Origin of the sequence: Streptomyces sp. NPDC088810 (assembly GCF_044750305.1) — a bacterium.
Taxonomy (GTDB): domain Bacteria; phylum Actinomycetota; class Actinomycetes; order Streptomycetales; family Streptomycetaceae; genus Streptomyces.
In genome coordinates, this window is the sequence record NZ_JBIVJQ010000006.1 from 237,717 (window position 1) to 260,349 (window position 22,633).

Annotated in this window: 18 protein-coding genes and 1 pseudogene; 11 read left to right on the forward strand and 8 right to left on the reverse strand. The window is 75.0% G+C overall.

Features of this window, described 5'->3' with window-relative positions:
* The first annotated feature begins 63 nt into the window (after window positions 1-63).
* Together ACIP4Y_RS21345 and ACIP4Y_RS21350 are read left to right on the forward strand one after the other, a co-directional pair.
* Entirely contained in the window at window positions 64-804 is a 741-nt protein-coding gene (locus tag ACIP4Y_RS21345; RefSeq protein WP_358643719.1) for a beta-phosphoglucomutase family hydrolase, read from the forward strand.
* The gene (locus tag ACIP4Y_RS21350) at window positions 801-3,155 is read left to right on the forward strand and encodes a glycoside hydrolase family 65 protein (RefSeq protein WP_401395663.1); all 2,355 of its coding nucleotides are present in this window, start codon (window positions 801-803) and stop codon (window positions 3,153-3,155) included. The genes ACIP4Y_RS21345 and ACIP4Y_RS21350 overlap by 4 nt, the downstream gene beginning before the upstream one ends.
* A gap of 265 nt (window positions 3,156-3,420) precedes the next feature.
* Here the strand turns inward: ACIP4Y_RS21350 and ACIP4Y_RS21355 are convergent, their stop codons facing one another.
* A complete protein-coding gene (locus ACIP4Y_RS21355; RefSeq protein WP_401395666.1) occupies window positions 3,421-3,804 on the reverse strand; it encodes a BlaI/MecI/CopY family transcriptional regulator in 384 nt (127 codons plus the stop codon).
* A gap of 167 nt (window positions 3,805-3,971) precedes the next feature.
* Here ACIP4Y_RS21355 and ACIP4Y_RS21360 point away from each other — a divergent pair, with 167 nt between their 5' ends.
* The 5 genes and pseudogenes from ACIP4Y_RS21360 to ACIP4Y_RS21380 all read left to right on the forward strand — a co-directional run bounded on the left by ACIP4Y_RS21360 (window position 3,972) and on the right by ACIP4Y_RS21380 (window position 8,724).
* Window positions 3,972-5,540: a hypothetical protein gene (locus tag ACIP4Y_RS21360; RefSeq protein WP_401395669.1), complete on the forward strand. Its 1,569-nt coding sequence runs from the start codon at window positions 3,972-3,974 to the stop codon at window positions 5,538-5,540.
* Window positions 5,537-6,484: a lysylphosphatidylglycerol synthase domain-containing protein gene (locus ACIP4Y_RS21365; protein ID WP_401395672.1), complete on the forward strand. Its 948-nt coding sequence runs from the start codon at window positions 5,537-5,539 to the stop codon at window positions 6,482-6,484. Before ACIP4Y_RS21360 ends, ACIP4Y_RS21365 begins: the two co-directional genes overlap by 4 nt.
* Before the next feature lie 71 nt (window positions 6,485-6,555).
* Window positions 6,556-7,410, forward strand: a complete 855-nt coding sequence (prcB, locus tag ACIP4Y_RS21370; RefSeq protein ID WP_401395675.1) for a proteasome subunit beta — start codon at window positions 6,556-6,558, stop codon at window positions 7,408-7,410.
* 146 nt (window positions 7,411-7,556) lie between these two features.
* Window positions 7,557-7,900, forward strand: a pseudogene (locus ACIP4Y_RS21375) (HoxN/HupN/NixA family nickel/cobalt transporter); the annotation flags it as partial.
* Between the two features lie 335 nt (window positions 7,901-8,235).
* Window positions 8,236-8,724: a DUF5709 domain-containing protein gene (locus ACIP4Y_RS21380; protein WP_401395678.1), complete on the forward strand. Its 489-nt coding sequence runs from the start codon at window positions 8,236-8,238 to the stop codon at window positions 8,722-8,724.
* 82 nt (window positions 8,725-8,806) lie between these two features.
* Here ACIP4Y_RS21380 and ACIP4Y_RS21385 read toward each other — a convergent pair whose 3' ends face one another.
* A complete protein-coding gene (locus ACIP4Y_RS21385; RefSeq protein WP_401395681.1) occupies window positions 8,807-9,013 on the reverse strand; it encodes a hypothetical protein in 207 nt (68 codons plus the stop codon).
* 228 nt (window positions 9,014-9,241) lie between these two features.
* On the opposite strand from ACIP4Y_RS21385, the gene ACIP4Y_RS21390 reads away from it, so the two are divergent.
* Window positions 9,242-11,080 (forward strand): glycoside hydrolase family 15 protein, encoded by a 1,839-nt coding sequence (locus tag ACIP4Y_RS21390; protein WP_401395684.1) that lies wholly within the window; start codon window positions 9,242-9,244, stop codon window positions 11,078-11,080.
* Between the two features lie 100 nt (window positions 11,081-11,180).
* Window positions 11,181-11,417, forward strand: a complete 237-nt coding sequence (locus ACIP4Y_RS21395) for a hypothetical protein (RefSeq protein WP_208036005.1) — start codon at window positions 11,181-11,183, stop codon at window positions 11,415-11,417.
* Window positions 11,418-11,429: 12 nt separating this feature from the next.
* On the opposite strand, the gene ACIP4Y_RS21400 is transcribed toward ACIP4Y_RS21395, so the two are convergent.
* The 5 genes from ACIP4Y_RS21400 to ACIP4Y_RS21420 form a co-directional block, all read right to left on the reverse strand.
* Window positions 11,430-12,758, reverse strand: a complete 1,329-nt coding sequence (locus ACIP4Y_RS21400; RefSeq protein WP_401395687.1) for a hypothetical protein — start codon at window positions 12,756-12,758, stop codon at window positions 11,430-11,432.
* 59 nt (window positions 12,759-12,817) lie between these two features.
* Complete coding sequence (locus tag ACIP4Y_RS21405; RefSeq protein WP_401395690.1) at window positions 12,818-15,556, reverse strand: SpoIIE family protein phosphatase; 2,739 nt, start codon at window positions 15,554-15,556, stop codon at window positions 12,818-12,820.
* Window positions 15,557-15,649: 93 nt separating this feature from the next.
* Window positions 15,650-18,151 carry a SpoIIE family protein phosphatase gene (locus tag ACIP4Y_RS21410; RefSeq protein ID WP_401395693.1) on the reverse strand — a complete coding sequence of 834 codons (2,502 nt, stop codon included), beginning with the start codon at window positions 18,149-18,151 and terminating at the stop codon, window positions 15,650-15,652.
* A gap of 190 nt (window positions 18,152-18,341) precedes the next feature.
* On the reverse strand, window positions 18,342-18,629 hold the full coding sequence (locus tag ACIP4Y_RS21415) for a DUF1232 domain-containing protein (RefSeq protein ID WP_358643741.1): 288 nt from the start codon (window positions 18,627-18,629) through the stop codon (window positions 18,342-18,344).
* Window positions 18,630-18,655: 26 nt separating this feature from the next.
* Window positions 18,656-19,861 (reverse strand): hypothetical protein, encoded by a 1,206-nt coding sequence (locus tag ACIP4Y_RS21420; RefSeq protein WP_401395697.1) that lies wholly within the window; start codon window positions 19,859-19,861, stop codon window positions 18,656-18,658.
* A 347-nt stretch (window positions 19,862-20,208) separates the two neighbouring features.
* Here ACIP4Y_RS21420 and ACIP4Y_RS21425 point away from each other — a divergent pair, with 347 nt between their 5' ends.
* Both ACIP4Y_RS21425 and ACIP4Y_RS21430 read left to right on the forward strand, forming a co-directional pair.
* On the forward strand, window positions 20,209-20,604 hold the full coding sequence (locus ACIP4Y_RS21425; RefSeq protein ID WP_401396146.1) for a PadR family transcriptional regulator: 396 nt from the start codon (window positions 20,209-20,211) through the stop codon (window positions 20,602-20,604).
* The gene (locus ACIP4Y_RS21430; protein WP_401395700.1) at window positions 20,601-21,614 is read left to right on the forward strand and encodes a hypothetical protein; all 1,014 of its coding nucleotides are present in this window, start codon (window positions 20,601-20,603) and stop codon (window positions 21,612-21,614) included. Before ACIP4Y_RS21425 ends, ACIP4Y_RS21430 begins: the two co-directional genes overlap by 4 nt.
* Before the next feature lie 44 nt (window positions 21,615-21,658).
* On the opposite strand, the gene ACIP4Y_RS21435 is transcribed toward ACIP4Y_RS21430, so the two are convergent.
* The gene (locus tag ACIP4Y_RS21435) at window positions 21,659-22,624 is read right to left on the reverse strand and encodes a DUF1152 domain-containing protein (RefSeq protein WP_401395703.1); all 966 of its coding nucleotides are present in this window, start codon (window positions 22,622-22,624) and stop codon (window positions 21,659-21,661) included.
* Window positions 22,625-22,633 lie beyond the last annotated feature (9 nt).

Consider the following 22,633-nt stretch of genomic DNA (forward strand, 5'->3'; position numbering starts at 1 on the left):
GTCCGCGCGGCATGTGGCGTGCGCCACCCACTGGAGTGCTCCGGACGGGGAACAGTCCTGGGTATGACTCAGCTCGGTCTGCCCGACACCATCCAGGCCTGTCTCTTCGACCTCGACGGGGTCGTCACCAGGACGGCCGTCGTGCACGCGGCGGCCTGGAAGGAGACGTTCGACGCGTTCCTGCACGACTACGAGGGCGAGCAGGGACGGCCGTTCGACGCCTCGGCCGACTACGACGAGTACGTCGACGGCCGCCCCCGCGCCGACGGCGTCCGCTCCTTCCTGGCCTCGCGCGGCATCCGGCTGCCCGAGGGCGACCCCGGCGACCCGCCGGACGCCCGGACCGTCCACGGCCTCGGCAACCGCAAGAACGAGCTGCTGCTGGAGAAGATCCGCACCGGGGGAGTGGAGGCGTACGAGGGCACCCTGCGGTACCTGGAGGCGGTCCGTGCCGCGGGGCTGCGCACCGCGATCGTCTCCTCCAGCGCCAACTGCCGGGACGTGCTGCGCTCCGTCGGCGCCGAGCACTTCTTCGACGTACGCATCGACGGCGTGGTGGCCGCCGAGCGCAGCCTGCCGGGCAAGCCGCACCCCGACACCTTCCTCGCCGCCGCCCGTGACCTGGGCGTCGAGGCGTCCCGCGCGGCCGTCTTCGAGGACGCGCTGGCCGGCATGGACGCGGGCCGCGCGGGCGGCTTCGGGTACGTCGTCGGCGTGGACCGGGTCGGCCAGACCGACGCGCTGTACGCGCACGGCGCCGACATCGTCGTGAAGGACCTCGCCGAACTGGGAGGCAAGCAGTGATCACCGACCGCTCGTACGCCGTCGAGCCGTGGACCGTCCGCGAGACCGCCCTCGACCTCGATGTCCTCGCCCAGAGCGAGTCGGTGTTCGCCCTGTCCAACGGGCACGTCGGCTGGCGCGGCAACCTCGACGAGGGTGAACCGCACGGCCTGCCCGGCAGCTACCTCAACGGCGTCCACGAGCTGCACCCGCTGCCGTACGCGGAGGCCGGCTACGGCTACCCGGAGTCCGGACAGACCGTCATCGACGTCACCAACGGCAAGATCGTGCGCCTGCTCGTGGACGACGAGCCGTTCGACCTGCGCTACGGCCGGCTCGTCGCCCACGAACGCGTCCTGGACCTGCGCCGCGGAGTGCTGGAGCGGACCTGCGAGTGGACCTCGCCGGCCGGCTCGACGGTCCGGGTGCGCTCCACCCGGCTGGTGTCGCTGACCCAGCGGGCGGTGGCCGCCGTCGCCTACGAGGTGGAGGCCGTCGGCAGCCGCAGCCGGGTGGTGATCCAGTCGGAGCTGGTCGCCAACGAGAGCCTGCCCGAGCCCGACGGCGACCCGCGCGCGGCGCGGGCGCTGAAGTCCCCGCTGGAGCAGGAGGACCACTTCGCCTCCGGCACCCGGCTGCGGCTGGTCCACCGCACCAAGCGCAGCGGCCTGCGGGTCGCCGTGGCCGCCGACCACACCGTCACCGGCCCCGAACGCACCACCACCCGCAGCGAGAGCGGCATCGACGTCGCCCGGCTGACCGTCACCTCCGTCCTGGAGCCCGGACAGACGCTGCGCGTGGAGAAACTGGTCGCGCACGGCTGGTCCGGCACCCGGTCGCTGCCCGCGATGGCCGACCAGGTCGACGCCGCGCTCGCCGCCGCCGGCCACGACGGCTGGCAGGGCCTGCTGGAGGACCAGCGGGCCTGCCTGGACGACTTCTGGGCCCGCGCCGACGTCGAGGTGGAGGGCGACGGGGAGATCCAGCAGGCCGTCCGGTTCGCGCTGTTCCACGTCCTGCAGGCCGGCGCCCGCGCCGAGCAGCGCGCCATCCCGGCGAAGGGACTGACCGGCTCGGGCTACGACGGGCACGCCTTCTGGGACACCGAGATGTTCGTGCTGCCCGTGCTCACCCACACCGCGCCCCAGGCCGTCGCCGAGGCGCTGCGCTGGCGGTACAGCACCCTGGACGAGGCCCGGGAACGCGCGGCCCAGCTGGGGCTCGCCGGGGCCGCGTTCCCCTGGCGGACCATCGCCGGCCCCGAGGGGTCCGCGTACTGGCCGGCCGGCACCGCCGCGTTCCACGTGAACGCCGGCATAGCCGACGCCGTCGTCCGGTACGTCGAGGCCACCGGCGACACCGCCTTCGAACGGGAGACCGGCGTGGAGCTGCTGGTGGAGACCGCCCGGCTGTGGCGGTCGCTGGGCCACCACGACTCGCACGGCGTCTTCCACCTCGACGGCGTCACCGGCCCCGACGAGTACAGCGCGGTCGCCGACGACAACACGTACACCAACCTGATGGCCCGGCAGAACCTGCTGGCCGCGGCCGACGCCGTGGAACGCCATCCGCGCGAGGCCCGGCGGCTCGGCGTGGACGAGGAGGAGAGCGCGGCCTGGCGGGACGCCGCCGACGCCATGCACGTCCCCTACAACGAGGAGCTGGGCGTCCACGAACAGCACGCCGGCTTCACCCGCTACCAGCGCTGGGACTTCGACGGCACCCGCCCCGACCAGTACCCGCTGCTGCTGCACTTCCCCTACTTCGACCTCTACCGCAAACAGGTGGTCAAACAGGCCGACCTGGTGCTGGCCATGTACACCTGCGGCGACTGGTTCGAGCAGCAGTACGACGAGGAGCAGATCGCCCGGAACTTCGCCTACTACGAGCCGCTGACGGTCCGTGACTCCTCCCTGTCCGCCTGCTGCCAGGCCGTCATGGCCGCCCGGACGGGCCACCTGGACCTCGCCCACGCCTACACCTCCGAGGCCGCCCTGATGGACCTCCAGGACCTGGAGCACAACACCCGGGACGGACTCCACATCGCCTCGCTCGCCGGTACCTGGATGGCGCTGGTCGCGGGCTTCGGCGGGATGCGCCGCGACGGCGAGCGGCTGCGGTTCGCGCCCCGCCTGCCCGAGCGGCTGCGCCGGCTCGCCTTCCACGTCCAGTTCCGCGGGCGCCGGCTGCGCGTGGAGATCGGCCCGGACAAGGTGACGTACGCACTCCTGGACGGCCCGCCGCTCCGGCTCAGCCACCACGGCGAGCCGCTCACGGTCGGCACCGACGAGCCGGCCGTGCGGACCGTACCGCCGGTGGTCCGCCGTCCCGCCCCCGAACAGCCGCCGCACCGCGCCCCGAACGGCGGCTGAGCGCCGCCGTCCAGTGAGCATGGCGGACAGCGGTCCGGGCAGGTCGCCGGTCGCGTCGGCGGCGAGCAGTGCCGGAAGCGCGTCGTGGGCGGGGACGGCCGGGGCGGCGGTCGGCACCACTTCGGGGTCTTCGTGCGCCTAGGCGGGGAGCCGGCGCGTCCCGTCCGAGCAGGTCGCCGGTCGCGTCGGCGGCGAGCAGTGCCGGAAGCGCGCCGAGGGCGGGGACGGCCGGGCGGCGGACCGCAGGCATGGGGCGGGCCCGGCCTCAGGGGCCGCCTCCGGCGAGGAGCTCGCGCAGCGCCCGCTCCTCCTCGGCGCTCAGCCCGGTCACGAACTGCTGGAGCGCGGCGATCGGGTCCGGCCCCCGGTCCAGCGCCTCGTGCATCGCCTCCGCGGTCAGCTCGGCCGCGTTCTTGGCCGGACGGTACGCGCCGCGCCGCCCGTCGGCGTCCCGCAGCACCAGCCCCTTGTCGTACAGGCGTTTGAGGATGGTGTGGACCGTGTTGTAGGCGAGTCCGCCCCCGATGTCGTGCTGGATCTCCGCCGGCGTCAGCGGCCGCTCGGTGGCCCACAGTGCGGCCAGCACCTCGCTCTCCAGCGCCCCGGCGCTGCGCCGCTCCGACCTGCCGCGGGACCCTGTGCCAGCCATGCCCCAACCTTACAGCGCGTAGGGCCGTCGGCCGGATGGCCCCGTCGGTCGGGCACCGCCGGGTGGTCCGGGTTAGGTTGGGCCGTGTTCCCCGGCTCCCTCCCTCGGCCCTACAGGCCGTAGGGTGACAGCGGGCCCTACGACCTGTAGGGGACAGAGGGGTGGTCATGGCCGGCAGTGCGCACGCGACAGTCGACACGGCGAGCCGCGAGCGGGCGCGGCGCGCCTCCGCCGGCCCGCCCCGCGCCGCCTGGCCGCCGGCGGCCGTCGCCGCGGCCTTCGCCCTGGCCCAACTGCTCCTGGTCCGGCCGGGCATGGGCCTCGGCTGGGACGAGACGGTGTACGTCAGCCAGGTCAGCGGACACGCCCCCGCGTCCTTCTTCAGCGCGCCCCGCGCGCGGGGCATCTCCCTGCTGGTCGCACCCGTCGCGGCCTGGTCGTCGTCCACCCCCCTGCTGCGGGTCTACCTCGCCCTGCTCTCCGGGCTCGCCCTGTACCTCGCCCTGCACGCCTGGCGCGGCCTGTTCCCCGCCCGCGTCCTCGCCCTCGGCGGCGCCCTGTTCGCCTCCCTGTGGGTGACGCTGTTCTACGGCCCGCAGGCCATGCCCAACTACTGGGTCGCCGTCGGTGCCCTGGCCGCCGCCGGCTGCTTCCTGCGCGCCCGTACCCAGCCCGGCGCCCTGTGGGGTCTGGCGGGCAGCGCGGCACTCATGGCGTGGATGCGGCCGGTGGACGCGGTCTGGGCGACCCTGCCCCTGCTGGTCCTCGGCCTGGCGCGCCACCGCCGGCGCGCCCTGCCGGCCCTGCTCACCGGGCTCGCCGCCGGCGCCGCCGAGTGGGTGATCGAGGCGTACGTCAGCTACGGCGGCCTGGCGCAGCGGCTGTCCGACGGCTCGGCGATCCAGGGCGGCCTCGGCTGGCACTTCGCCGTCGTGGACCAGCTGCGCAGCCTGGGCGGACGCACCCTGTGCCGGCCCTGCACCGGCGCCCTGCCGCACCCGCTGCTGACCCTCTGGTGGTTCACCCTGCCCCTGCTCGCCGCGCTCGGCCTGGCCGTCGCCGTCCGCACCCGGCGCACGACGGCCACGGCACTCCCGCTCGCCTGCGCGGCGACCGCCGCCTTCCCCTACCTCTTCCTGATCGGCTACGCGGCCCCCCGCTTCCTCCTCCCCGCCTACGCCCTGCTCGCCCTCCCGGTCGCGGACGCCCTCCTGCACCTGATGACGGCCCAGCCCCGGGCTCCCCGCCAGCCCCGGCGCTCCACCCCGCGCACCGCTCCGCTCCTGGCCCCGCACCTGCCCTGGCGCTCGGCCCTGCCCCCGGCCTCGCCCCGGGCCGTCCGGCCGGTCGCCGCGGTGCTGGTCTGCGCCGGGCTCGCCGCACACCTCGCGGTGCAGCTCGCCGTGCTCCTGCACACCGTGGGCAACACCACGGCCGCCCACCGGGAGTGGGCGCGCACCGCGGACGAGCTGCACCGCAACGGTGTGCGGCCGCCCTGCCTGGTCGCCGGCCACGAGGCCCTGCCGATCGCGTTCGCCGCCGGCTGCGGCTCGGTCGCCACGGCCGGACCCAACGCCAACACCACCGAGGACGGCATCGTCGGGGCCGCCCGGCGGACGCCGGTCGCGGTGCTGGTGCCGCCCGGCTCCGCGCCGCCCGGCTACGCCCGCGACTGGCCGTCCGTCCCCGCCGGCACGGTCCGGATCTACTACGCCGTACCGGGCGCCGGCTCGTGACGGCGCCCGCCGAACTCTCCACCTCCCTCGGCCGCCGGTACGCCCGCTGGCAGGCCGGCGTCTGCCTCGCCGTCCTGCTCGGCGCGGTGTACCTGGCCCGCCGGCACTGGCCCGCCGTCGAGAGCGGGGCCGGGCGGCTGGCGGTCGCCGACCAGGGCTGGCTGCTGGTCGGCGCGGCGGCGGCCATGGGCACCTGGGCGGCCTCCGCGCTCGCCCAGCAGGGCGCCGTCGTCCCCCGGCTGCCCGGACCCCGGCTGGTCGCGGCCCAGTTCGCCGCCTCCGCCGCCAACCACCTGCTGCCCGCGGGGCTGGGCGCGGGCGCGGTGAACCTGCGGTTCCTGATGCGCTGCGGGCTGCCGGCCGGGCGCTCGGCCGGCGCGCTCGCAGTCAAGGCCACCGCCGGAGCCACCGCCCGCCTGACGCTGATCGCGCTGCTCGCCCCGGCCTGCCCGGGCCTGCTGCGCCTCCCGCGCATCTCCCCGACGGCGGTCGCCGCCGCCCTGGGCGTCACCGTCCTCGTGGCGGTCCTGCTCGCCAGCCCGCTGTGGCCGCGCTGCCGGCGGGCGCTCGCCGCCGTCCTGGCCGACATCCGCGCGCTGCACGCGTGCCCGGTCCGCGCGGCGGCCCTGTGGGGCGGTTCCGTGGCCTTCGCCCTGCTGCACGCCCTGGTCCTCGTCGCCGTCACCCGGGCCGTCGGCCTGCCCCTCGCCCCGCTCCAGGTCGCCCTGCTGTACCTCGCGGCCAGCAGTGCCGCCGCCCTGCTGCCCACACCGGGCGGCTTCGGCTCGCTGGACGCCGCGCTGGCCCTCGCCTTCACCGCCGCCGGCACCCCCGGCGCCGCCGCCGCGTCCGCGGTGCTCGGCTACCGGCTGCTGACCGTGTGGCTGCCGCTGCTCCCCGGCCTGCTGGTGCTCGGGGTGCTCGTGCGCCGCAAAGCCCTGTGAGCACCGGGGAGTTTCCCGCGCCCCCGGGTCAGGTAGGAGACGGATACTGCCGGTGACACAGAGGGGGAGTCATGCAGGGGAACGACAGCGCGGGCCTGCCGGGCGCGGCCTTCTTCACACCGGGGTCGTCGTCCTTCACCGAGTTCCTCGCCGCGCACCGCCCCCGGCTGCTGCCCACCGCACCCCCGCTTCGGGCCGGCGCCCGGATCGCGCCCGACCGGTTCCCGCACGGCACCACCGTGCTCGCCCTGACCTACCGCGACGGCGTGCTGATCGCCGGGGACCGCCGGGCCACCATGGGCAACCTCATCGCCCAGCGCGACCTGGAGAAGGTGCACCCCGCCGACGACCACACGGCCGTCGCCTTCGCCGGCACCGTCGGCCTCGCCCTCGACATGGTGCGGCTCTACCAGGTCGAACTGACCCACTTCGAGAAGATAGAGGGCGTCCCGATGACCCTCGGCGCCAAGGCGACCCGCCTGGCGGCCATGATCCGGCAGAACCTCGCCCAGGCCATGCAGGGTCTCGTCGTCGTCCCGTTGCTCGTCGGGTACGACCTCACCGCACCCGGCGGCGGACGCGGCCGGATCTTCAGCTTCGACGCGGCCGGCGGGCTGTACGAGAAGCAGCACTTCCACGCCGAGGGCAGCGGCTCCCCGTACGCCCGGGGCGCGCTGAAGAAGCTGTACCGGCCGGACCTGACCCGCCGGGAGGCGGCCCTCGCCGCGCTCCAGGCGCTGTACGACGCGGCGGACGACGACTCGGCCACCGGCGGCCCCGACCTGAACCGCCGTATCTTCCCCGTCGTCTCCGTCATCACCGGGGACGGCTTCGAGCGGCTGGCGGAGCCGGAGACCGAGGAACTCAGCCGCGAGACGGTCCGGCAGCGCGCCGGCCGCCCGGACGGCCCGCACGCCACAGCTTGACCCGGCTTTCCCTGCTCATGGGAAAGGGCCGCCGTGATCATGGGAAAGGCCTGCCGCACCCTTTACTGCACATGGCTTGCAGATAGGGGACGATGGCACAAGGCTGGGAAGCGCAGCCGCACCGCACCACCGAAGGAAACGCCCCCCTGACGGCCGCCCCTGATTCCGCTCCGTCCCTCCCCGCTCGGACCGAGGCACCGCCCACGGCCCGGCACCGCGTCCGCGGCTCCCTGACGCGGCAGGAGTGGATCAGGGTCGGCGGGACGGCCGGCTTCGTGCTCGCCCTGCACGCCATCGGCTGGGGCACGCTCGTCGGGTTCGTGGGGCCCCGGCACCTCGGCCTCGGCAGCGAGTCCTCCGGCGTCGGCATCGGGGTCACCGCGTACACGCTGGGCATGCGCACGCCTTCGACGCCGACCACATCGCGGCGATCGACAACACCACCCGCAAGCTGATGGGCGAGGGGCAGCGGCCGCTGTCCGTCGGCTTCGACGCTGCCCGTGCTGTTCGCGGCCGGCATGTCCCTGCTCACCGTCAGCCGGCCGCGCGGGCGATCTCCTTGGTGGTGGCGCGGGCGAGTCCGACGGTCAGCCGGCCTGTCCGTGGCGGTCGCCCTGCTCATCGGCACGGTGGAGCTCCTCGGGCTGCTCGTCGGCCCGTTCTTCGCCACCTGGGCCGTCGCCCTGCGGGTCGCATCGAGGAGCGGTGGACGGCCTCCCCGGCCGAGCGGTCCGCGGACTGATCCGTCCGGGCACCGACGGGGTTAATGATCCGGCCACGGGAAACGCGGACCAGGACCGTCGGAGAACCCCGGAGGAGGCGACCATGAGCGACCAGCAGTCCGAGCAGACCCCCATGGCGGACGACGCCTACCAGCCCACCGGCACCAACGAGGAACAGGAGGACGCCGGGCCCCTGGACCTGCAGGACGCGGTCGGCGAACGCACCTACGACGACATCCTCGACGAGGGCTACTCCCCGCCCGAACGCCCCCTGGGCGTCACCCGGTACGGCACCACCGCCGCCGAGCAGCAGGCCGGGGAGACCCTGGACGAACGGCTGAACCAGGAGGTCCCGGACGTGACCGCACCGCCCGGCGACGGCGTCGGCGACCTCCCCGGCGGCGAGGGCGAGCCGGTCGACCCCGAGGCCGGCGAGTCCCGCGCCGGCCGGCTGGTGGCCCCGGACGAGGGCGCCCACACCGACACCACCAAGGAACAGGTCGCCCGGGACGTGGGCATCGACGGGGGAGCGGCCGGGGCGGAGGAAGCGGCGATGCACGTGGTGCCCGACGAGACGGAGCTGCCGGAGTAGACCGGTCGCGCACACACCACCGGCCGGGCGTGGATACGCCCGGCCGGTTCCCCGTTCGTGTCCCGGAATTCCCCGGACCGCCCTAGGGCAGCAGCTTCTCGATGGCCGCCGTGCCCTCCGACTCCAGCTTGCGACGCGCCCAGTCGAGGGTCTTCGGTGTGACGTCCCTGCCCGCCGCCATCACCAGGTCCTCAGGGGTGACGCCCCTGGGGGGCGCGGAGTGGAGCAGGGCGTCCGGGGTGCAGACGTCGTCCGACGAACGGGACTCTTCGGGTGTGGATGTCGACATGATGCCTCCTCCTCGGTCCGGATGACCGCATCCGTGCCGGTGCCTCCGAACGGAGCACACTCTCACCATTCCCCTCCCCGGCGCAGCTTGCATCCCGAAGCGCCCCGGCGGAAAGGGTGAGGAGCCCCTTCCCACGCCACACGGAACCACTCCCTCCTAAGCTGGAGAACATCCGAAAGCGGGAAAAAGCCCGCACACGGGACCGCACCCCTCACCGGGAGGCCGCCGATGGCCGAGACGCCGTATCCCGAGGACGCCCCGCGCAGCTCCCGCTACCTGCCCATCGCCGAGCACGGACTCATCGGCGACCTGCGCACGGTGGCCCTCGTCGGCAGCAACGGCACGATCGACTGGTATTGCTGCCCGGCCTTCGACGCCCCCAGCGTCTTCGCGGCCATCCTGGACGCAGAGCGCGGCGGCTGCTTCGAACTGGCCGCCGCCGTACCCGCCCGTACCAAGCAGTTCTACTTCCCCGACACCAACGTGCTGATCACCCGGTTCTTCACCGAGGACGGCGTCGGCGAGGTGCAGGACTTCATGCCGGTTTCCGGGGAGGCCCCCGGCGAGGCCGGCCGGCACCGGCTGATCCGGCGCGTGGTGTGCGTCCGCGGCACCGTCCCCTTCCGGGTGCTGGTCGCCCCCCGCTTCGACTACGGCGCCGTCCCGCACACCGTGCGCACCCTGGACGGCCTGCTCCTGTTCGAGTCGCCCGCCCAGTCGCTGGCGCTCACCTCGACCGTCGTCCTGGAGTGCGACGCCCGCGACGCCCGCGCCGACTTCAAGCTGAGCGAGGGCGAGTCCGCGGTGTTCGCCCTCGACCAGGTCGACGGCGCGGTGGCCCCGCGCGGCTGCGCCCACGCCGAGGCGGAGCACGAGTTCAACGCCACGGTCGCCTACTGGCGGCGCTGGCTGCACCAGTCCCGCTACCGGGGCCGCTGGCGCGAGATGGTGCACCGCTCCGCGCTCACCCTCAAGCTCCTCACCTACGCCCCCACCGGCGCCATCATCGCCGCCCCCACCACCAGCCTGCCCGAGCAGCTCGGCGGCGAGCGCAACTGGGACTACCGGTACGTCTGGGTGCGGGATGCCGCCTTCGCCGTCTACGCGCTGCTCCGGCTCGGCTTCAGCGGTGAGGCCGAGGCGTTCATGCGGTTCCTGACCACGCACATCAGCCCCGGCTGCGGCGACGGGTCCGGCCCGCTGCAGATCATGTACGGCATCGACGGCCGCGCCGACCTGCCCGAACGTGAGCTGCCGCACCTGGAGGGCCACCAGGGTTCGGCCCCGGTCCGGGTCGGCAACGCCGCCGCCGGCCAGCTCCAGCTCGACATCTACGGCGCCCTGATCGACTCCATCTACCTCTACGACAAGTGGGCCCAGCCCATCTCCAGCGGTCAGTGGGACGACGTGTGCCACCTGGTCGACTGGGTCTGCGACCACTGGGACCAGCCCGACGAGGGCGTCTGGGAGACCCGCGGCGGGCGGAAGGACTTCCTCTACTCGCGGCTGATGTGCTGGGTCGCGATCGAGCGCGCCATCCGCCTCGCCACCCACCGGGGCCTCCCGGCCGACCACCGGCGCTGGCGCCAGGCCCGCGACACCATCTACCGGCGGATCATGGACCGCGGCTGGTCGGAGCGCCGGGGCGCCTTCGTGCAGTACGAGGGCGGCGACGTCCTGGACGCCTCCTTGCTGATGATGCCGCTCGCCAAGTTCATCGCCCCCACCGACCCCAAGTGGCTGTCCACCCTGGACGCGCTCACCGAGGAACTCGTCTCCGACTCCCTCGTCTACCGCTACGACCCGCAGGCCAGCCCCGACGGCCTCCGCGGCGACGAGGGCACCTTCTCCATCTGCTCGTTCTGGTACGTCGAGGCGCTCGTGCGGGCCGGCCGGCTCGACGAGGCCCGGCTGGCCTTCGAGAAGATGCTCACCTATGCCAACCACCTCGGCCTGTACGCCGAGGAGATCGGCCGCACCGGCGAGCAACAGGGCAACTTCCCGCAGGCGTTCACCCACCTGTCCCTGATCAGCGCCGCGTTCAACCTGGACCGCGCCCTCGGCTGAAGGGCCGTCCGGATCGGCCGGTGTGTGCGCAGGTCGCACGGGTACCCGGGGGGTCCGGAAGCGGAATCGACCACAGGGTCGACAACAGGAGGAGACCCGGATGACCAGCACCAGTGAGACCGGCGACGTCACCGGCACCCGCGACAAGGACTACAACCTCATCTGGTACGTCGAGGCGTGCCTGAGCAACGCCCTGCGTCTGGAGCAGTACATCCAGGACGCCGAACGCGACAAGGACAACGAGGTCGCGGAGCTGTTCCGCAAGGCCCAGTCCGACAGCCGCAAGGGCGCCGAAATGGGCAAGCAGTTGCTGCGCTCGCGGCTCAACGGCGGCTGACCGCCGCCCCGCTCAGGCGAACCGGGAACTCGGCACGGGCCCGGCGGACCGGACACGCGCCCGGTCGCCGCGCAGCCATGTCCCCGCCACGGCCGTGGCGAACGCGGCGAACTCCGCGTCGCCGTCCGCCGGGCCCGCGCCGTCCCCGGCGTCGTCGGACGGGTCCGCGCCGGTGATGCCGGCGGCGACCTCCGCCTCCGGACGGTCGTCCGCAGGCCCCTGTTCCACCCCGCCGTCGGCGGCCTGACGCAGCTGCGCGCCCCACGGCGCCACCACCGACTGGTGCAGCAGGGCGGCGCTGTCCGGGGTGACGGCGGGCGGATCCGTCCAGCAGGACGCGTGCGCGTGCAGAACCTGCCCCGGGGCCCGCTCGAACAGCTCCCCGATCAGCTCCGGCCCGCCCTCGTGCGCCGCGAGCCCGTCCAGGTCGTACGCCACGACCACCGTGTCCGGCCGGCCGGGGGTGAACGGCTCGGCCGGCAGGCCCAGTACCTCGGCCGCGGCGAGCCCGAGGATCCGCGAGTCCCGGTCGGGCAGCAGCGACACCGACCGGGGCCGGACCCCCGCGCGGTCCAGCAGCGTCCGCAGCCGCAGCAGACCACGCAGGCACTGGTCCGGGGTGTCCTGCAGCCAGGCGTAGCGGCCGTTCATGCCCTCGTCGAAGCCGTACGGCGACAGCGTGCCGAGGACCGTGCCGCCCAGCACGTACTGCCAGCCCCGCACGTCGGCCGGGCCGAGCCGGCCCGCCCGCTCGGCGTCGGCGGCCCGGGCGAGGACCCGGTTCTGCCGGTCCCGGGCGGACTGCCACCGCGCGTCCTCCGGGTCGGACAGCAGCGCGTGCCGGCGCCGGGCCAGGCCCAGGTCGCCCGCGAGGACGGCGTTGTACACCAGCAGGTAGCGGTCCGGCCAGTCCGCCAAGCGGTCCTCGTGCCGGAGGAGTTCGGTCACCGCCTCCTGGTGCCGGCCCTCGCCCTCGTACGCCGACACCAGCTCCCGGAGCACGGGCAGCGCCCCGCCGCTGCGGCGCAGCGCCTCCCTCAGCGCGGGGATCGCCAGAGCCGGCACGCCGCGCTCGATGCACGCGTACCCGAAGTCGTACAGCGCCCGCGCGTCCTCGGGCGCCGCGGCCAGGGCGGCCGAGGCGTCGGCGAGGTCGGTGAAACCGGCGGAGCCGGCCGCCCGCCCCACCACCAGGGCCACCTCGGCGAGCGGCTGGTCCTCCCCGGCGGCCCGGACCTGTCGCAGGGCACCGGGCACGTCCCCGGCGTCCAGAGCTTCCCAGGCGGTGACGAGAGCGGGTGACGTGGGCCGGGTGGTCCGGCGATTCCGGCGCGAGAACATGCCGGAGATCATCACCCGCGGGCCGAGCCGGACTCAACGGATTTCCCGCGTCCCGGACGTCAGGGCAGCGGCTGCTCCGCCCAGATCACCTTGCCGTGCGGCGTGTACCGGGTGCCCCAGCGTTCGGCGAGCTGGGCGACCAGGAACAGGCCCCGGCCGCCCTCGTCGGTGCTGGCCGCGTACCGCAGATGCGGCGAGGTCGTGCTGCTGTCGGAAACCTCGCAGATCAGCGTGCGGTCCCGCAGCAGCCGGACCCCGATCGGGTCGCGCCCGTAGCGGATGGCGTTGGTGACCAGCTCGCTCAGGATCAGCTCCGTCGTGAACGCCAGCTCCTCCAGGCCCCAGTCGGCCAGCCGCCGGGTCACCGAGGCCCGTACCTCCGACACGGCCGCCGGGTCGGGCGGCACCTCCCACTGCGCGACCCGGTCGCCGCCCAGCACCCGGGTGCGGGCGACGATCAGTGCGACGTCGTCGGTCGGCCGGGCCGGCAGCCGGTCCAGCACGGTACGGCAGGTGTCCTCCGGGGAGGCGCCCGGCGTCCGGAGCAGGGCGTCGCGCAGCAGATCGAGCCCCTCGTCGATGTCCCGTTCCCGGTCCTCCACCAGACCGTCGGTGTACAGCACCAGCCGGCTGTCCTCCGCCAGCTCCAGCTCGGCCGTCTCGAACGGCAGCCCGCCCAGGCCCAGCGGCGGACCCGCGGGCACCTCCGGGAACTCCACGGCGCCGTCCGGGTGTACCAGCGCGGGCGGCGGATGGCCGGCCCGGGCCACGGTGCACCGCCGCGACACCGGGTCGTAGATCGCGTACAGGCAGGTCGCGCCCGTCACCACGGCCCCGCCCGTCGCCGGGGTCTCGTCCTGGTCGAGACGGCCGACCAGCTCGTCCAGCAGGCCGAGGAGTTCGTCCGGGGGCAGGTCGAGGGAGGAGAAGTTGTGCACGGCCGTGCGCAGCCGGCCCATGGTCGCCGCCGCGTGCAGCCCGTGCCCGACCACGTCCCCGACGACGAGGGCCACCCGGGCACCGGACAGCGGCAGGACGTCGAACCAGTCGCCGCCCACGCCGGACTGCGCCGGCAGATAGCGGTAGGCGAGCTCCAGGGCGCCCTGCTCGGGCAGAGTGCGCGGCAGCAGGCTGCGCTGCAACGTGACCGCCATGTTGTGCTCACGGGTGTACCGGCGGGCGTTGTCGATCGACACCGCCGCCCGCGCCACCAGCTCCTCCGCGAGCGCCAGCTCCTCGGAGTCGAACGGCTGCGGCTTCTCCGCGCGCCAGAAGTTCGCCACGCCCAGCACCAGACTGCCCGCCCGCAGCGGCACGGTGATCAGCGAGTGGATGCCGTACGCCAGCACCTGCTCGGTGCGCTCCAGGTCCTGCGCCCGCCAGCCGGGCTCGTCGCGCAGCCGCTCCACCACGACCGACTGCCCGGTCGTCAGCGCGCGGGCCTGCGGCGAGGTGGTCACGAACCGGATCCGCTCGCCGGCCGGGTACAGCGGGGAGTCCTTGCGGACGCCCGCGCCGGCCGTGCGGCGCAGCGCCGTTCCCGGCCGCGGCTCCTCCCCGTTCAGCACCGCGTCGAACAGGTCCACCGTCGCGAAGTCCGCGAACCGGGGCACCGCCAGTTCGGCCAGCTCCTCCGCGGTCCGGGTCACGTCCAGGCTGGTGCCGATACCCACCCCGGCGTCGTACAGCATGTTCAGCCGCTCCCGGGCCACCTCCGCGCGGCCCGACAGGGCGCGCAGCTCGGTGGAGTCGCGTAGCGTGGTGACGCTGCCGGGCGGGCCGCCGCGCAGGTCGGTGGGCCGCTGGTTGATCGCCAGCAGGCGGTCCTTGACCAGGTGCACCTCGTCCGTGGCGACCCGGCCCGAGGCCAGCAGCCCCGCCGTCTCGTCGTCCAGGCCCAGCTCCAGCACATGCCGCCGCTCGGCGTCCGCCGGCAGATCCAGCAGACGGTGCGCCTCGTCGTTGGCGAGCAGCAGCCGGCCGTCGCCGCCGACGATCAGCACACCCTCCCGGACCGCGTGCAGCACCGCGTCGTGGTGCTCGTACATCCGGGTCATCTCGTACGGCCCGAGGCCGTGCGTCTGGCGCAGCAGGCGTCTGCTGACCAGCGCCGTGCCCGCGGTGGCGAGCGCGAGCGCCGCGGCCGCCGCCGCGAGCAGCAGCGGCACTTGCTGGTCGGCGGCCCCGCCGACGTGCGCGGTGGTGATGCCGGCCGACACCAGGCCCACCACCTTGCCACCGGGGTCCTTCACCGGTACCACGACCTGTACCAGCGGGCCGATCGTGCCGGTGATGTGCTCGGTGACCGTGCCGCCGGCCTGCGCGGGGGCGATCGTGCCGACGAACTTCTTGCCGATGCGGTCGGGCTTGGGGTGCGTGTAGCGGATGCCGTCGGTGTTCATCACGACGATGAAGTCCACGCCGGTCGCCTTGCGGGCGGCCTCCGCGCGCGGCTGCAGCGCCGCCGTGGGGTCCGCAGAGCGCAGGGCGGCGACCATACCGGGCGCGTTGGCGAAGGTCTCGGCCACGGCGAGGGAACGGTTCGCCGCCTCCCTGTCGCTGTCGTGCCGCACCTGGAGCACCTGGGCCACCACCGCCGAGACGACCAGCAGCAGCACGATCACCACTTGCAGGAGGAACACCTGACCGGCCACGCTGCGCCCGGTCACCGCGGACCGCAGCACCCCCGGCCGGCTGCCGCCCGTGCCGCGTGGCTGCCGCGGCGGGCTGTGCGGTGCGCGCGGGTGCCCGGAAGAACGGGGCGGCCGAGACACGGGCCGGCCGGGCAGTCGCACCATGTGCCCATGTCTACACTGCCCGGCGCCTTCAGGCGAGACCGTCACCCGGGCCGCCTGCGGCCGACCGTTGTGCAGAGGTTCGGCGCAGGGCGGTCAGAGGTCGGGGACCGCGCGGCGGGCGGCGAGGAGGAGGGCGACGTCGTCGGGGCGGTCGGTGGCGTGCCGGGCGGTGGCCGTGAGCCGGTCGGCGACCCCGGCCAGGGACCGTCCGCCGCGCCGGCCGGCAGCGGCGCCGGCCGTGGCGAGCACCCGCCGCAGTGCCGCGATGCCGTCGTCGATGTCGGCGCCGGGCCGCTCCACCAGGCCGTCGGTGTACAGGGCGAGGATCGCGTCCGGCTCCAGTAGCAACTCGGTCACCGGGTACCGGGCGTGCGGATCCACCCCGAGGACGACACCGCCGGGTATGTCCAGCAGCCGGGTGCTGCCGTCGGGGGCCCGCAGCAGCGGCGGGAGATGGCCGGCCCGGGCGATCCGGGCCCGGCCGGTGGCGGGGTCGAGACGCAGATAGCAGCAGCTGGCGAACTGGCCGGGGTCCAGGTCGATCAGCAGGTGGTTGGAGCCGCTCAGCACCTCGTCCGGCGGCCGGTCGCCCAGCGCGAACGCGCGGACCGCGCTGCGCAGCTGGCCCATGGTGGCCGCCGCCTGCACCCCGTGCCCCTGCACATCGCCGATGACCAGCGCGAGCCCGTCCCCGGCCTCGACCACGTCGTACCAGTCGCCGCCCACGTCCATGCCCTGCGTGCCCGGCAGATAGCGGCCCGCGGTCTCCACCCGCGGGTGCGCCGACAGCCGCCGCGGCAGCAGCGCCTGCTGCAGACCGCGGGCGAGGGCCGCCTCGTCGTCGTAGCGCCGGGCCCGCTCCATCGCGTGCGCGATCAGCCCGGCGAGCGCGGTGAGAACCGTACGCTCCTCCGTGCTGAAGCTGCGCGGGCAGTCGAAGCCGAGGATGCAGGAGCCGACCGGCCGTCCGGATGCGATCAGCGGCAGGAAGGCACGCGCCCCCTGGTCCGCGTCGAGCGCGATGCCCGGATAGGCCGCCGCGATCTGCTCCATGGACTCGAAGAACAGCGGCCGTCCGGTGGTCAGCGTCTCCACCCCGGGCAGGTGGGCGTCGAGGCCGACGCCTTCGAACGGGGCGAGGAAGCCCTGCGGGAACCCGGTCTCCCAGGCCAGGTAAAGATGCCGGTCCTGGAGCAGGTAGATGGCCAGCTGCCGGCCGCCGAACGCGGGCAGCAGCTCCTGCATCACCACCTCCGACACCTGCCGGGCGGTCACCGCGTCCGTCAGCGCGATGGCCAGCGCGATCGGCCGGTACAGCGGCGCCATCGCGTGACCGCGGGCCACCGTGTCCGGCGCCACGCGCGCCTCGGGGACCGCTTCCTGCGCGGCGTCCATGCGGCTGGCCGGGACGAGTGTGCAGGTCAGCACGTCCGTGCCGGGATGCACCGACACGGCGAGCCAGTCGCCCTCGGCGGGTTCGTCCCGGTCCCCGGCCGGCCGCCGGGCGTGGAAGTGCACCGGCTCCGCCGAGAGCAGGGCACCGCGCAGATGGTCGTCGTACGGCGGCCCGGTCAGCCAGGGCAGCACCTCCCACAGCGGCCGCCCGAGCAGCGCCTCGCGGGGCCGGCCCGCCAGCCGGGCCGCGGCCGGGTTGACGTACACGACCAGCCCCAGCCGGTCCAGGCAGAACACGCCCTGCGGCAGCAGGTCGGCCGCGCCGTCCGCGGAGGCCGACGTACCGGGTGCGAACACCACCCCGCCGACCGCCGGTCCGACCCCGTCGGCGTCGGCCGGCCACAGGTCCAGCAGCCGCGGTGTGCCGTCCCGGGCGCGCAGACTGAGCGGTGCGTTCGGCGGTCTCCCGGCGGCGGCTTCGCGCAGCGCGGCCAGCACCCGGTGCGCGTCGAGCGGGGCCACGGCGTCCGCGAGCGCCGCCGCCGTCCCCGCGAACTCGCCGGGGCGCAGCCCGAGGAGGGCGTGCAGCCGGTCGTCGGCGCGGACCGCGGAGGTCGCCGGGTCCCAGCTGAACCGTCCTACGGCGGCCGGTGCGGGCGGGCTCGCGGGCGGCCGCAGGCAGAGCGGCTCGGCGTCCCAGGACACCGCGTTCTCGTTGCCGTCGGTCAGGCCGAGCAGCTCGGCGCCCAGGCCGTCGGCCAGCCGGGTGAGCGCTTCCCGGTCGAGGAGTTCGTTCACGGTGTCCGCCACCGCCGGGTGCAGCACCGTGAGCACGCCGAGCGGCTCGGTCCCGCCCGGCACCGGCACGTGCACGGACCCGAACGGGAAGGGCAGGCCCGCCGCGAACTGCGGATAGCGGCGCATGGTCTCGGTGGCGTTCGGGAGGATCACCTGGACGCCGAGCCGGTATGCGTCGGCGACCGGGAACGGACGGTCGACGTGCAGCCGCCACCAGGGCTTGAACAGCGGGCCGGGCAGGCCCACGAGCACCGCCAGGCGCAGCAGGCCCGGGATGCCGGACCGCAGGTACACGCCCGCCACCCGCCCGCCGGCCGCGCTGAGGGCGCCGGTCGAGGCGTCGGCCAGCAGCGCGGTCAGCCGGGCCCGCGTACGGACGGCCTGCTCGTCGCTCCCAGCCATCGGCCCTACCTCGTCCCGTGCGCCTCCGGGTGGATGACACAGCAAGAATGCGCCACGAGACGCGCGGAACGCACCTGGGCGGAGCGGAGAGAACGGGACGGGACGGCGCGGCCCTCCGGGCAGGCGCGGAAACGGAGCCCCTGACGCTGCCCCCGTCAGGACCGGACCGCGCACTCGGAGGCCGGGCCGGTCAGGAACCGGCCGTCTCCCGTGGCAGCGGCCCGGCGCTGCGCAGGCTGCGCAGCGCCAGGAGCAGGACGCCGATGTCGTCGAGGTAGACCGGGTCGGGCAGCAGATCGGTGGGCAGCAGCAGATACGCGACCGCACCCCAGAACACCCACCGCGGTCCCGTCGGCAGCCCCGCCCGTCGCAGGGTCCGCCGCGCCCGCACCAGCCGTACGAGCAGACCCACCGCGACGGCGAGCAGCACCGCCGCGACGACGGCGGCGATCACCAGCAGGGTCGTGGTCGTGTCCATCCCGGCTCCTCGTCCTGGTCGTGCGCCTACGACGACCGGTCGTCCGTGGCGCCCCCGGTGTCCTTGCTGTCGTCCGTCGCCCGCGCGGTGCCGTTCGGCGAGGCGGCCGCGGCGGGCTCCGGCTGCGGCCGTCCCTTGGCCGTCAGCTTCAGCTTCTCGAACGTCCGCGTCAGCTGCTGCAGCGCGCCCGGGGTCCGCGAGGCGGGCCGCGGCTGGGGCAGGGCGGCCGCGGGCACGTCGCGGTAGGCGGCCAGGGCCTCCAGGGCCTGCTCGGCGGCCTGCTTGTACAGGTCCCGGGACTTCGTCATCGCCTCCAGCGCCTCCGAGTACATCGCGACCAGCCGCCGCTGGCGCTCCAGCTCCTCCTGAAGGGTCAGCAGGGTCCAATGGTCCCGCAGGTCGGTCAGCGCCTCCTCGATGCCCTGGGGCAGCGGTCGCGGCAGGGCGACGAAGTGCCGCAGCGCCGCGATGAGTTCGGCCGGTTCCGAGCCGTCCAGGAAGACGTTGCGGACGCTGTGCTCCCGGCCGTCGTAACCCTCGGGTTCCGGGTCCGGCGGCAGCAGCACGGCGCCGCCGCGCGGCACCTCCACGCCGAGGTCCTTCAGTGCCCAGTTGACCGCGCGCAGCTGCTGCGGGGTGGCCCGGTGCTCCACCACCCGGTGCCGCAGACCGGGCGGCAGCAGCCGCGCCAGCGGCAGCCGGCCCCGCTCGTCCGGCGTCATCGCCTCGTGGACGACGACGTGCACGCACCACGCCTCCCGGGCCGCGTCCCGCAGCCGGCGCCGCATCTCCTTGTCGTCCTCGGGCAGCGCGTTGACCTGCCGCAAGCGCAGACCGGGGACCGTGGGGTGGTGGTCCCAGGAGCCGTCCTCGCCCCCGTCGGAGCCGCCCTCGGGCCAGAACAGGGTCGCGGGCGAGGGCCACGCGTCGTCCCACGGCCGTTCCGCCTCCGCGACCAGCCGCCACTCGTGCCCCTGCGGCCGGCCCTCACGCGGTACGAGGGTCAGCCGGGCCCGCACGGTCACCGTGCCGCCGGCCCGCCAGCGCGCCTCGAAGACCCGCCGGTCGGGGTCCTCGGCCGGCGGTTCGGCGAAGTCGTCGATGTCCCCGCTGTCCTTGTGCCGGCGCAGGGTGCGGCGGACGACCTCCTCGGGTGCGGGACCGGTGTGGCGGCCCCGGGCCGCCCAGAGGGTCTGCGGGATGGTGGCGCGGTCGGTGGCGGAGTTCGACATGAGCCAATCTGCTGATGGGGGCGGGTGCGGCTCCCAGTATCACCGTTCGGCGGGGAGATGCGGCGGCCGGGGCCCGGCCCCGCGCGTCGTCCGGGGGTGCGACCGGCGCACGGGGTGTGTGCCGTACGCCCGGAGTGTGCGCGGGGCGCGTCAGGCGACCGCGGTTCACCCGTGCCCGGCCGCCCCGCACGGCGCCCACAATGTCCGGCGAACGGGGTCCGCCCGTCCATCCGCTCAGGGGCGGACCCCGTTCACCTCAGCGCCCGCCTCGACCCGGCACGCGTCGGCCCGTTCCGCTCGATATATATCGGCTGCCGATATATCCTGGCCGCATGACAGCGAAGAGCATGACCCGAGCGGCGTTCTTCGTCCTCACGGCGCTCGCCGACCAGCCGCGGCACGGCTACGGCATCCTGCGCGAGGTGGAGGAACTCTCCGACGGGGAGGTGCAGTTGCGGGTCGGCACGCTGTACGGCGTGCTGGACCGGCTCACCGCGGACGGCCTGATCGTGCTGGACCGGGAGGAGGTGCAGCAGGGCCGGCTGCGGCGCTACTACCGGCTCACCGACGAGGGCGTGGCGGCCCTCGACGCGGAGGCCGAGCGGATGGCCGCCGGCGCCGGGGCCGCCAAGCGGCGCATCGCCGCGGGCCGCCGCGGCGGCGCCCCGGCCCGCCCCGCCACCGGGGGCCCGGCCGGCCTCGAACCCCCCACCACGCCCGGACTCGCGGGAGGCTTCGCATGACCACGCTGCTGGAGACCCGCTACCGCACCGTCCTGCGCCTGCTCCCCGCCTACTACCGGCGCGAACGGGAGGAGGAGATGGTCGAGACGTACCTGTGGGACGTCGACCGCGAGCTGCAGGACCAGAGCCGGCCCACGTTCGGTGAGGTGGCCAGCATCGCCGCGCTCGCCGTGCGCTGCCGGCTCGGCGCGCCCGGCGCACCCCGGCGGTACGCCCTCCTCGGCTCGGCCGTCCGCCTCTTCGCCCTGTGCGCCCTGCTGCTCCAGGCGGCCTCCGCGGTCACCGCCCCCGTCCTGGAGCTGATCTGGGCGTTCACCCACGGGGCGAGCGGACGGCAGATGTTCCTCACCGGGTTCACCGGCCGGAGCACGACCGACACGGTCGCCGCCGTGCTGACCTGGACGCTGCCCCTGCTGTGGCCTGTGGCCTACTTCGCCCTGCTGCACGACCGCCGCCGCCTGGCCCGCCCCGCAGCGCTCGGCGCGGCCCTGCCGGCCCTGTGGCCCCTGGTCCGCGCGATCGGCCCGCTGGCCGGAGACGGCATGGCGCCGGGCCTGCCGTGGTACGAGACGTCGGCGGTGCTGCTGGCCTGGCTGCCGGCGCTCGCCCTGTGCGCCGCCTACCACCGGGACGCACCCGAGGCCCGCCTGCCCGGGGGCTCGCCGGGCCTGGTGTTCCTGGCCGCGTGCGTGGTCACCGGTGGGTCCGTGGTGCTGCTGCCGGGCGTCGCGGACCTGGTCTGGGCGCCCGCCACCGGGTTCGTCGTGGGCGCCCTCGGCTGGCTGCTGTGGCGCGCCCGGAGCACGGACCGGACGACCCCCGGGGCCGGCCTCGCCCTGGCCGCTCTCGGCCTGCTCCTCCTCGCGGTACGGGTCGCGGCCCTCTATCCCTGGCTGCACGTGCCCGGAGCCGGCGCGATCCTCGGCGGCGGCCTCGGCCAGACGGCGGCCCTGGCCCTGCTGACCCTGGTACTGGCGGTGGTGGGAGGCCGCGACCTCGCCCGCGGTTGACCGCTTCCGGGACGACCGGGCCGACGGTTCCCGCCGGCCGGCGGTCAGTGCGGGAACACCCGGGGCGGACGCTGCCGGGGCAGCTCCTCCCGGAACCCGGCGACGGCCGTGCTGATCTGACGCATCAGCACCGTCTCCTCCAGCCGGTCCAGGTACAGGTTGGCGCGCGCCAGCGCGGGCAGATCGACGCAGAAGTACAGCGCCATCAGCGGGTTGACGAACAGCTCGCTGCCCCGGGTGCGTTCGGTGAACCGCACGTCGCCGAAGGCACCCCGCACCGCCGCGGCGACGGACCCGTGCACGATGCTGGGACGGCTCTCGTGGCAGCGCTGGGCGTGGTCCACGGCGTCGAGATAGGCGACGCCCTCCGGGCTGTCGCGCGGGAGGGAGAACGCGCCCAGGTAGCCGCCCGCGCGGTCCAGAGCGGCCAGGTTCTCCAGGACCAGGGAGTGGTTGACGCCGTGATGCGCGTCCACGCCGAAGCCCAGGCAGGCCACCAGCCGGTGCGGCACCTCCTCCAGCCCGGCGACGGCGGCCAGGCTCGCCATGTCCTCCTCGGGAGTACCGAGCCCGTGCTCGTCCCCGCGCATCAGGATGTCCGTGCCGCCGTCCACCAGCACGATCGCGTCCACCCCGCCGAGGTGCGCGAGAAGCGCCCGGTAGGCGGCGCGCAGCGGCCCGACACCCGTGAGGGGAAAGGCGTACACGGTCTCGGGCAGGCCCTGCGAGCGCAGCCACTGGGCGAGCGAGCGCTCGGGGAAGTAGTCGCCGCGCAGCGGGGTGTCCGCCCGGACGGCGGAGACGTCCTCCGCGACCCGGCTGTCCGGGCCCAGGCCGTACAGGTCGGCGAAGGACAGACTGGCCAGGTGCACCTCCTTGCCGGCCGAGCGCAGCGCGAGGGCCAGGGGGAGGCCGGCGTAGACGTCGAAGCCGCCGCCGGCGCCGGCGACCAGCACGCGACGGGCCTCGCGCAGGCGGGTGAAGAAGGCGGGTTCGGACAGCGAGAACACCGCAGGACC

What these genes read in the sequence shown, in the direction of transcription:
- ACIP4Y_RS21405 (WP_401395690.1), bottom strand. Translation starts at nt 15,556, where the DNA reads ATGGTGCGACTGCCCGGCCGGCCCGTGTCTCGGCCGCCCCGTTCTTCC.
- prcB (WP_401395675.1), top strand. Translation starts at nt 6,556, where the DNA reads ATGCAGGGGAACGACAGCGCGGGCCTGCCGGGCGCGGCCTTCTTCACA.
- ACIP4Y_RS21345 (WP_358643719.1), top strand. Translation starts at nt 64, where the DNA reads ATGACTCAGCTCGGTCTGCCCGACACCATCCAGGCCTGTCTCTTCGAC.
- ACIP4Y_RS21415 (WP_358643741.1), bottom strand. Translation starts at nt 18,629, where the DNA reads ATGGACACGACCACGACCCTGCTGGTGATCGCCGCCGTCGTCGCGGCG.
- ACIP4Y_RS21385 (WP_401395681.1), bottom strand. Translation starts at nt 9,013, where the DNA reads ATGTCGACATCCACACCCGAAGAGTCCCGTTCGTCGGACGACGTCTGC.
- ACIP4Y_RS21420 (WP_401395697.1), bottom strand. Translation starts at nt 19,861, where the DNA reads ATGTCGAACTCCGCCACCGACCGCGCCACCATCCCGCAGACCCTCTGG.
- ACIP4Y_RS21400 (WP_401395687.1), bottom strand. Translation starts at nt 12,758, where the DNA reads ATGTTCTCGCGCCGGAATCGCCGGACCACCCGGCCCACGTCACCCGCT.
- ACIP4Y_RS21430 (WP_401395700.1), top strand. Translation starts at nt 20,601, where the DNA reads ATGACCACGCTGCTGGAGACCCGCTACCGCACCGTCCTGCGCCTGCTC.
- ACIP4Y_RS21390 (WP_401395684.1), top strand. Translation starts at nt 9,242, where the DNA reads ATGGCCGAGACGCCGTATCCCGAGGACGCCCCGCGCAGCTCCCGCTAC.
- ACIP4Y_RS21395 (WP_208036005.1), top strand. Translation starts at nt 11,181, where the DNA reads ATGACCAGCACCAGTGAGACCGGCGACGTCACCGGCACCCGCGACAAG.
- ACIP4Y_RS21380 (WP_401395678.1), top strand. Translation starts at nt 8,236, where the DNA reads ATGAGCGACCAGCAGTCCGAGCAGACCCCCATGGCGGACGACGCCTAC.
- ACIP4Y_RS21425 (WP_401396146.1), top strand. Translation starts at nt 20,209, where the DNA reads ATGACCCGAGCGGCGTTCTTCGTCCTCACGGCGCTCGCCGACCAGCCG.
- ACIP4Y_RS21355 (WP_401395666.1), bottom strand. Translation starts at nt 3,804, where the DNA reads ATGGCTGGCACAGGGTCCCGCGGCAGGTCGGAGCGGCGCAGCGCCGGG.
- ACIP4Y_RS21410 (WP_401395693.1), bottom strand. Translation starts at nt 18,151, where the DNA reads ATGGCTGGGAGCGACGAGCAGGCCGTCCGTACGCGGGCCCGGCTGACC.
- ACIP4Y_RS21360 (WP_401395669.1), top strand. Translation starts at nt 3,972, where the DNA reads ATGGCCGGCAGTGCGCACGCGACAGTCGACACGGCGAGCCGCGAGCGG.